Origin of the sequence: Aeromonas sp. 600527 (assembly GCF_049175415.1) — a bacterium.
Taxonomy (GTDB): domain Bacteria; phylum Pseudomonadota; class Gammaproteobacteria; order Enterobacterales; family Aeromonadaceae; genus Aeromonas; species Aeromonas veronii_A.
Window position 1 is genome coordinate 126,938 of record NZ_JAAKVA010000013.1, and the last position, 9,960, is coordinate 136,897.

6 protein-coding genes are annotated in these 9,960 nt (G+C 61.8%); 4 read left to right on the top strand and 2 right to left on the bottom strand.

The genetic code is table 11. From position 1 onward, the window contains the following. The first annotated feature begins 106 nt into the window (after positions 1-106). From ettA to glnE, 4 genes are all read left to right on the top strand, one after another. Positions 107-1,774, top strand: coding sequence for an energy-dependent translational throttle protein EttA (gene ettA / locus G5154_RS15815; RefSeq protein ID WP_216979416.1), 1,668 nt, complete (start codon positions 107-109; stop codon positions 1,772-1,774). A 126-nt stretch (positions 1,775-1,900) separates the two neighbouring features. Continuing rightward, positions 1,901-2,230 carry a hypothetical protein gene (locus G5154_RS15820; RefSeq protein ID WP_216979417.1) on the top strand — a complete coding sequence of 110 codons (330 nt, stop codon included), beginning with the start codon at positions 1,901-1,903 and terminating at the stop codon, positions 2,228-2,230. 264 nt (positions 2,231-2,494) lie between these two features. Further along, complete coding sequence (locus tag G5154_RS15825) at positions 2,495-3,838, top strand: NCS2 family permease (protein ID WP_216979418.1); 1,344 nt, start codon at positions 2,495-2,497, stop codon at positions 3,836-3,838. Positions 3,839-3,996: 158 nt separating this feature from the next. Beyond that, positions 3,997-6,870 carry a bifunctional [glutamate--ammonia ligase]-adenylyl-L-tyrosine phosphorylase/[glutamate--ammonia-ligase] adenylyltransferase gene (gene glnE, locus G5154_RS15830; protein WP_421251624.1) on the top strand — a complete coding sequence of 958 codons (2,874 nt, stop codon included), beginning with the start codon at positions 3,997-3,999 and terminating at the stop codon, positions 6,868-6,870. A 72-nt stretch (positions 6,871-6,942) separates the two neighbouring features. Here glnE and G5154_RS15835 read toward each other — a convergent pair whose 3' ends face one another. After that, entirely contained in the window at positions 6,943-9,105 is a 2,163-nt protein-coding gene (locus tag G5154_RS15835) for an AsmA family protein (RefSeq protein ID WP_421251625.1), read from the bottom strand. Positions 9,106-9,236: 131 nt separating this feature from the next. Continuing rightward, the gene (locus G5154_RS15840; RefSeq protein ID WP_421251626.1) at positions 9,237-9,743 is read right to left on the bottom strand and encodes an NUDIX domain-containing protein; all 507 of its coding nucleotides are present in this window, start codon (positions 9,741-9,743) and stop codon (positions 9,237-9,239) included. Between the last annotated feature and the right edge of the window lie 217 nt (positions 9,744-9,960).

Here is a 9,960-nt window from a genome sequence, read left to right on the forward strand (position 1 = left end):
ACGGGTTTTTTGGAACCCGGTTGACGGCGTGTCGACCTGGCCCCACCACGACATCAGTCTGTTAATGCCAAGACATTAACCTGCTGAAAAGGAAGAGAATTAGCCAATGGCTCAATTTATTTACACCATGAACCGGGTCGGCAAGGTAGTGCCGCCCAAGCGTCATATTCTCAAGAACATCTCCTTGAGCTTCTTCCCGGGCGCCAAGATCGGCGTGCTGGGTCTGAACGGCGCCGGTAAATCGACCCTGCTGCGCATCATGGCGGGCATCGACACCGAGATCGAAGGGGAAGCCCGCCCGCAACCCGGCATCAAGATTGGCTACCTGCCGCAGGAGCCGAAGCTGGATCCGGAGCAGACAGTACGCGAAGCGGTCGAAGAGGCCGTTGGCGAAGTGAAGCGCGCCATGGCCCGGCTGGACGAGGTCTATGCGGCCTACGCCGACCCGGATGCCGACTTTGACAAGCTGGCCCGCGAACAGGGCGAGCTGGAAGCCATCATCCAGGCTCAGGGCGGCCACAACATGGAAAACCAGCTGGAGCGGGCGGCCGATGCCCTGCGCCTGCCGGCATGGGATGCCAAGATCAAGCACCTCTCCGGTGGTGAGCGCCGCCGTGTGGCACTGTGCCGTCTGCTGCTGGAAAAGCCGGACATGCTGCTGCTGGACGAACCGACCAACCACCTGGATGCGGAATCCGTGGCCTGGCTGGAGCGCTTCCTGCACGACTACGAAGGCACTGTAGTGGCCATCACCCACGACCGTTACTTCCTCGACAACGTGGCGGGCTGGATCCTGGAACTGGACCGCGGCGAAGGTATCCCGTGGGAAGGCAACTACTCCTCCTGGCTGGAGCAGAAGGACGCCCGTCTGGCGCAGGAAGCAAGTTCCGAAGCTGCCCGTCGCAAGTCCATCGAGAAAGAGCTGGAGTGGGTTCGTCAAAACCCGAAAGGGCGTCAGGCCAAGTCAAAGGCCCGTATGGCTCGCTTCGAAGAGCTCAACACCAACGACTACCAGAAGCGCAACGAGACCAACGAGCTGTTCATTCCGCCCGGACCGCGCCTCGGCGACAAGGTGGTGGAAGTGGCCAACCTGCGCAAATCTTACGGTGATCGGGTGCTGATCGACGATCTCTCCTTCTCCATTCCGAAGGGTGCCATCGTCGGCATCATCGGCCCGAACGGTGCCGGTAAGTCGACCCTGTTCCGCATGATGTCGGGTCAGGAGCAGCCGGATTCCGGCACCATCACCCTGGGTGACACCGTGGTGCTGGCCTCTGTGGATCAGTTCCGCGACAGCATGGATGACAAGAAGACGGTATTCGAAGAGGTCGCTGACGGTCAGGATATCCTGCGCATCGGCAACTACGAGTTCCCGAGCCGGGCTTATATCGGCCGCTTCAACTTCAAGGGTTCCGACCAGCAGAAGCGGGTTGGCGAACTCTCCGGTGGTGAGCGCGGTCGTCTGCATCTGGCCAAGCTGCTGCAGACCGGCGGCAACGTGCTGCTGCTGGATGAACCGACCAACGATCTGGATATCGAAACACTGCGCGCCCTCGAGAACGCCCTGCTGGAGTTCCCGGGTTGCGCCATGGTCATCTCCCACGACCGCTGGTTCCTCGACCGCATCGCCACCCACATCCTGGACTATCAGGACGAGGGCAAGATCGAATTCTTCGAAGGCAACTTCACCGAATACGAAGAGTGGAAGAAGAAGACCTACGGCGCCGAGGCCATCCAGCCGCACCGCGCCAAGTACAAGCGCATCGCCAAGTAAGCTGTCAGTCGGTACAAGCCGTACCATCGCAGCTGCGACCAACGTCACAAGGGGAGCTCCGGCTCCCCTTTCTGTTGTCTTTTGGCTTACAATCCTAGACGGATGCCTTTGCATGGATGTAGCACGATGACGACCCCCATAGAGAAAAAACTCACCATCCAGATCCGGGTTGAACCGGGTTGCCTCGGGCCGGATGGCAAGGAGCACATAGAGACCTTCTGTGCCGCTGCCGCCAAGATTTTTGCCGCTGTGGATCCCGAGCTGGTGAGCTGGGTGCTGATCCCCCGCTACGACAAGCAACTGCCGGAGCAGGAGTTCTTTATCGAGGGGCGCAAGCTGACCGAAGAGCAGGCCATCCTCTTTCTGCGCCGCTTCGGCCGCGAACTGGGTGAGGTACAAGACCGACTCGACTCGGTGCTGGCCCAGCTGGTCGAGCGCTACTTCAAAACCCTGTAAGCCCCCAATTTTCGATAAAAGGTTCTCTGCTGAGAACCTTTTTTCATGCTCAAAAAGCAAACGTTTGAATTTTTGCTCTATTCATTGATCTGCTTCGCAGATCCGGGGTTTGTAAACGGCGCCGCCTGTGTAAAAATGTGCGCGCTGTCACGGTATCAGGACGAGTCTGGTTACTTAACCGCCAGAAACAGGGCAATTTACCCCGCATGGATGGGATAGCCCGTTCCCCTGCTGCTTATTTCACGTCACCTATTGGAATCCAACATGAATCAACAACACCAAGCTGCCAATCAGGCCGCCGGGCAAGGATTGCTTGAGCGCCTGTTTGCCCTGCAAGGCCATGGCACTACCGCCCGTACCGAAGTGATTGCCGGTATCACCACCTTCCTGACCATGGTCTATATCGTGTTCGTCAACCCGCAGATCCTCTCTGCGGCGGGCATGGACACCCAGGCCGTGTTCGTCACCACCTGCCTCATCGCCGGTATCGGCAGCATCCTGATGGGCCTGTTGGCCAACCTGCCGATCGCGCTGGCCCCCGCCATGGGCCTCAACGCCTTCTTCGCCTTCGTGGTGGTCGCGGGTATGGGCTACTCCTGGCAAGTGGGCATGGGCACCATCTTCTGGGGTGCCATGGGTCTGTTGATCCTCACCCTGCTGCGGGTGCGTTATTGGCTGATCGGCAACATCCCGCTCACCCTGCGGGTCGGCATCACCGCCGGTATCGGTCTGCTGATCGCCCTGCTCGGCCTGCACAACGCAGGGATCGTCGTGGCCAGCCCTGCGACTATGGTGACCGTGGGCAACCTCACCTCCCTGCCCTGCCTGCTGGGTCTGCTCGGTTTCTTCCTGATCTGCATCTTCTCCGCTCGCGGCGTCCACTCCGCCGTGCTGATCGCCATTGTGGTCACCACGGGTCTGGGCTGGCTGTTTGGCGATGTCACCTTCAAGGGCTTTGTCTCCATGCCCCCCAGCATCGAACCGGTGTTCGGCAAGCTGGATCTGATGGGCTCGCTCGATATCAGCCTCGCCGGGATCATCTTCTCCTTTATGCTGGTCAACCTGTTCGACTCCTCCGGCACCCTGATCGGCGTCACCAACCGCGCCAAGCTGGCCGATGACAAGGGCCACTTCCCGCGCATGAAACAGGCGCTGATGGTTGATAGCGTGAGCTCCGTCGGCGGCGCCTTCATGGGCACCTCCTCGGTTACCGCCTTTATCGAGAGCAGCTCCGGCGTCGCCGTCGGCGGCCGTACCGGTCTAACCGCCATCGTGGTCGGCCTGCTGTTCCTGCTGGCGATCTTCTTCTCCCCGGTCGCCGCCATGGTGCCGGCCTATGCCGCCGCTGGCGCCCTTATCTATGTGGGCGTGCTGATGTGCTCCGAGCTGACCCGAGTGAAGTGGGAAGATCTGACCGAAGCGGTACCGGCCTTTATGACCGCCGTCATGATGCCGTTCAGCTTCTCCATCACCGAGGGGATCGCAGTTGGCTTTATCTCCTACTGCGTGATGAAGGCGGGCACCGGCCGCTGGCGCGAAATCAACCCCTGCGTGCTGGTGGTTGCCCTGCTGTTCGTCCTCAAGTTCTTCTGGGTCGATAGCCACTGATAATGACCAGCGCAATCCGATGGGCTCCCGACAGGGAGCCCATTTTTATTTGCCGGATCATGCTTCTCGCCCCTGCGCTGTGACGCGGGGGCCCGACAGTGCTAGATTGGCAGCCAGCTTTTTATCCGGCAGTTTCGTTAATCACAAGGACGGCAACCGTGGCCCAGCACTCTCCCTCTTTCTCCGCCTTCTCCCCCCTGCTGCAGGAGCTGGCCCAGCGCCATTGGCAACGGCTGATTGAACTGGCCCCCGACTACGGCACGCAGCCCGAGCCGGTGCACCAGACCCTGCTGACCCTGCTCGGTCTCTCCGATTTTGTCGCCGATTCCCTCTTCAAACAGCCTGAGTTGCTGACCGAGCTGCTCGCCTCCGGAGAGCTGGAGCGCTCCGAACGCTGGCCCACCTACCAGCATGATCTGGCCGCCATGCTCGCCGAGGTGGACGACGAAGAGGCGCTCAAGCGCATCCTGCGCCAGTTCCGTCGCAGCCGCATGCTGGTGATCGCCTGGCGCGAGCTGCTGGGTCACGCGGCGGTGGAAGAGAGCTTTATCCACCTCACCAGACTGGCGGATGCGCTTATCTGCGCCGCCCGCGACTGGCTCTACGCCAAGCAGTGCGGCGAGCTGGGCACCCCGATGGACGGCAACGGCAACCCGCAGCCGCTGCTCATTCTCGGCATGGGCAAGCTGGGGGGCGGCGAGCTCAACTTCTCCTCGGACATCGACCTTATCTTCACCTTCCCCGAGAACGGCTACACGGTCGGCGGGCGACGCGAGCTCGCCAACCAGCAATTCTTCATCAAGCTGGGCCAGCGCATCATCAACGCCCTGCACCAGAGCACGGTCGACGGTCAGGTGTTTCGGGTCGATATGCGCTTACGCCCCTTTGGTGACGCGGGGCCGCTGGCCATCTCGTTTGCCGCCATGGAGGATTACTACCAGCACCACGGCCGCAACTGGGAGCGCTACGCCATGGTCAAGGCGCGGGTGCTGGGGCCCCAGTGCGAACATGCGGTAGAGCTGGCCGAGATGCTGCGCCCCTTCGTGTTTCGCCGCTATATCGACTTCGGCGTCATCGACGGCCTGCGCCAGATGAAGGCGATGATCGCCGCCGAGGTGCGCCGCAAGGGGCTGGAGGGCAACATCAAGCTGGGGGCTGGCGGCATTCGCGAGGTGGAGTTCATCGCCCAGGCGCTGCAACTTATTCGCGGCGGGCGTGAGCCGGCGCTGCGGGTGCGCCATCTGCCAGAGGCGCTGGCCGCCATCGCCCAGTGCGGCGCCCTCGAATCCACCCATTGCAACCGCCTGCTGACGGCCTACCGCTTCCTGCGCCGGGTCGAGAACATCTTGCAGGAGATCGGCGATCAGCAGACCCAGACCCTGCCCACCGAGGAGCGGGATCGCCAGCGGCTCGTCGCCGCCCTCGGCTTTGCTGACTGGGGCGCCTTCATGGCTCATCTGGACGAGGAGATGGCGGCCGTCCATCAGGAGTTTGCCGCCGTGGTGGGGGAAGAGAAAGAGGCCCCCGCCCATCTGGAGCAACTCTGGCTCGATCTGTGGCGCACCGAGCTCGACGCCGCCGAGTTGGAGCAGCTGCTGACCGCGCAGGGGGTGGCCGAGCCCGTTCCGCTCTGCGGTGCCCTGCTGCGCTTCAAGGAGGAGTACAAGCGACGTCAGGTAGGGCCGCAGGGGCGCATCGCGCTGGACTGGCTGATGCCGGAGCTGCTGCGACTGGTGGTCGCCAGCGAGCAACCTGCCCGCCTGTTCGAACGGGTGTGCGAGCTGCTGACCCGCATCTTCACCCGCAGCGCCTATCTGCAGCTGCTGGCGGAGAACCCGGGCGCCCTGCGCCAGCTGGTGCGGCTGTGCGACGCCAGCCATCTGGTGAGCGAGCAGCTGGCCCGCTACCCCATCCTGCTGGACGAGCTGCTCGATCCCCAGCACCTCTATCACCCCACCCCGCTCGATCAGTACAAACCCCAGCTGCGCCAGTTCCTGCTGCGCATCCCCGAAGAGGATGTGGAGCAGCAGATGGAGGCACTGCGCCAGTTCAAGCAGGTGCAGCTGCTGCGCATCGTGGCGGCCGACATCGCCGGCGCCCTGCCGCTGATGAAGGTGAGCGACCACCTCACCTGGCTGGCGGAGGCGATCACCGAGGAGGTGGTCAATCAGGCATGGGCCCAGATGAGCGAGCGCTACGGGGTACCGCCCGAGGTGGCGGTGAGCGGTCAGCGCGGCTTTGCGGTAGTGGCCTACGGCAAGCTCGGCGGCATCGAGCTCGGTTACGGCTCGGATCTCGATCTGGTGTTCCTGCACGGCGGCGACCCCAACAGCTACACCGACGGGCGCAAACCCATCGACAGCCGCCAGTTCTACCTGCGCCTGGCACAGCGGATCCTGCACCTGTTCAGCACCCGCACCCCCTCCGGCATTCTCTACGAGATCGACATGCGGCTGCGCCCCTCCGGCGACTCCGGCCTGCTGGTCTCGTCCCTCTCGGCCTATGAGCAGTATCAGCAAAACGAGGCCTGGACCTGGGAGCATCAGGCACTGGTGCGGGCCCGCCCCATCTATGGCGATGACGCCATCGTTGCCGAGTTTGCCCGCATCCGCCGCGCCGTGCTGGCCAAGGAGCGCGAACTGCCGACCCTGGCCCGCGAGGTGCGCGAGATGCGCCACAAGATGCGGGATCACCTGCTCAAGGCGGGCGCCGGCGAGTTCGACCTCAAGCAGTCCCCCGGCGGCATGGTGGACATCGAGTTCATCGCCCAGTACCTGGTGCTGGCCCACGCCTGCGGTGAACCCGAGGCGCTCACCCGCTGGTCCGATAACGTGCGCATCTTCGATGAGTGCGTGCTGGCGGGGGTACTCACGCTGGAGCAGGCGGAGGGGCTCAAGCACGCCTATCTGGAGATCCGCAACCTCGGCCATCGCCTCAACCTCTCGGAGATCTCCCGCAAGGTGAGCGACGACCAGTTACTGACCGAACGAGGCCATGTGCTGGCAGTCTGGCAACTGCTGCTGGGGGAGTAATTCCCGCTAGCGGCAATGAAAAAGGGCCCGCACGAGGCGGGCTCTACATGGAGATAAAACGAAAGGCTGGGGCTATTTGAACAAGCCCTTGAGCAGCTGGTCGGCCACCCCTTTGACGGCCTCGTTGTCGGCCTTGTCCCCCAGCAGCTTCTTGAGGCCGCGTTCGGCCTCCTTGCGCGCCTTCTCCTCCAGCAGCTTGTTGTTGCTGAGCAGCGCCTTTACGTCGAGCTGGTAGCTGGGCGCCTGCCAGTGGCCGCCGATCCGCACCGGAATGGTGATCTCCTTCAGCTCGTCCACATCCTTGCCCCCCTGCCCCTTGCTGCTCTCGACAATGGAGGTGAGGAACAGGAAGTCGAGACTCTCCGGCACCAGCGCCATCTGCCCCTCCCCCTTGACCCGCAAGGCCGGGGCAAAGAGCTGGATGTCGTTGCTGCGGGCGATGCCGTTGGCAATCTGGAAGCTGGCGGTCAGGGCGCTGAAGTCGGTCTTGCGCGCCTCCTTCACCTGCTCGGCCCCCTTGCCGGTGAGGGTAGCCCGCGCCTCGCGAATCATCTCCGGCAGGTTGATGCCATGCAGGGCACCGTCGCTCAGTTTCAAGGTAACCTTGCCCTGCATCCCGTTGCGCAGTGCCAACTCAGAGAGACCACGCCCCTGCACCTGCACATCGAGATCGCCCTTGCCCTCCAGCAGATCACTCTGAGCCAGAGTCTGCAACAAGGGGCGAATGTTCACTCCGGCCACCTGCTTGTGCACCTTGTAGGTGGCGGGCTGCTGGCGCGCGTCGAGTACCCCGTTCGCATTTACCTGACCGCCTGCCACGGTCGCGCTGAACTGTTTGAGCGTCAGCAGTCCCTTGGCCAGAGCCACCTGCAGATCGACGGCGCCAAGATCCAGCCCTTTCAGACGCAGGCTGCCGAGTTGCAGCCGACCATCCAGATCCACCCCTTTGAGCGCCCCCAGATCCGGTTCGACCGTGGAAAGAGCTTCGCTCTTGCCGCTTACCGCTTTACTACCACCAGCTGCGGCATTTGAGGCACCAGCCGCCGGTTTGCCCTCTTTCGCTTGTGTTGGAGTGGCCGGTGTCGAATTGGCGAGCCATTTGTCGAGATCCAGCTTCTCCCCCTTGAGATCGAAGCTGATTGCGGGAACAGCGCCAAGCTGCACGCTTCCATCACCACTCAGCAGCGCCTCATCGGCACTCATCACCAGCTTGCTCAGGGTAATCAACTGCTTGTCGAGCTCGGCACGGGCAAACCCGGCCAGTTTCAGCTTCATCTGCGGGCGCGGCAGCGCATCACCATCCAGCGCTGCCGTCAGCAGCACATCGGAGAGCTCGGCCAGCTTCATCTCTTTATCGAGCCGTCCCTTGAGCGTTCCTTCCAGCGAGCCAGCCAGTAAAGCTTGCTGCCCCTCTACCTTGGCTCCTTTCAGCGCCAACGTGAGGTTGCTCCACTCACCAAGAGCCAGTCGGTCTCCCTTGATGGAGAAACTGTCGAGTCGCAGGGACGGGTAACTCAGACTGCCACTGAGGCTCAAGTCTTTCAGTTCGCTGGCCATCACCTCCTGCGCCAGCTTGACCTGGGTCTGCCCTTTAACATCGAAATCGAGCTTGTCGGCACTCCCCTTGGCGGCCAGCGTCACAGGTACCCACTGACCGGTGGCCAGCTGCCCCATATCGAGATCGAGGCGATCCAGTCGCAGCGAGGTGCCGGTGCGATCATCCTGCACCAGCGCACTGGCCTGGGAGAGCGCCACACCCTGCAAACTGATCTGCCAGGGCTTGTTATCAGCGGTTGGCGCAGGAGCTGCGGGAGCGACCGGTTCGCTTGTATCAGCAGTGGCATCCTTGAACAGTCCGCTCAGATTGGAGCTGCCATCCGCCTTGGTCTGGATAAAGAGATGGGCGCCACTCAGGGTCACCTTGCCGATCTCCAGTCGATGGGAGAGCAGCGACAGCAGGGCTACCGAGGCCTCGCCCTGCTCGAAACGGACCAGATCCGGCTCGGCAAAACCGGCCGGATTGCGCAGAGCGACCTTTTCCAGCGAAAGGCCGAGACTCGGCCAGAAACGCCAGTCAATCTCCCCCGCCATCACCAGTTCGCGGCCCGTGCTCTTGCGCACCTGTTCAGCCAGTTGGGGCTTGAATTGATTGGGGTCGATGAGGCTTATCAGCGTCACTATGGCCAGCAAGGCCGCCACGGCGATGCCGAGCAAGATGAGAACTATCTTCTTCACGATATGCTCCTTGAATCCGGATCCACTGCAGACTATACCACTCACCGTCTGACGAATGGCGTCTGCGGGACAAAAGTGGACAAGGATGAGACAGGGATGGTCGCTGCCAATCCCCATATCATCAGCAGGGATCAGGCTTGCAAAGGGGATTGCTGCAACCGCGCCATCGCGGAGCGCGTCGACTCGAAAGCAAAACGGGGCAAGGGGATATCGCTGATCTTCAGCCACTGACAGGCGGCCACATCGTCAGCCGGCTGGATGACAGGTTTTTCGCTCAGCACGATGGCAAAGAAGGTGTCACAGGTGTGATAGGTGATGCCATCGTAGGGATAGATATTGGGGAATGAGCCAAGATAGGTGCAAGGATGAGCGCTAACATCGAGCCCCAGCTCCTCCTGCAACTCGCGCACCAGCGCCACCTCCAGCGACTCGCCGGGATCGACAAATCCTCCAGGCAGATCCAGCAACCCTTTGCCCGGATTGCCGGCCCTCACCGCAACCAGCACCTCATCCTGCCAGCAAAGCGCCACCATCACCGCCGTCGCCACATTCTGGAAAAAATGAAAACCGCAGCCACAGAGAAACTCTTTGGGGCTGACGCTCTGCAGGGTTTGACCGCCGCATTTTGGACAAAACATGGGCTATCTCCGACGAAATAAAGCGCCATTTTACGCTTTCTGGGCCATTTTTTATGAGTGAAACAGACGGGGATGATTGGAAATTCAAGAGGAGGGGAATAAAACGGGGCAATTATCAGGCTATTTGCTGAATTGCTGGCAATAAAAAACCCCGCTCATTGAGCGGGGTTTCTTGTATTGGGTGCCTGGCAGTGTCCTACTCTCGCATGGCGAATGC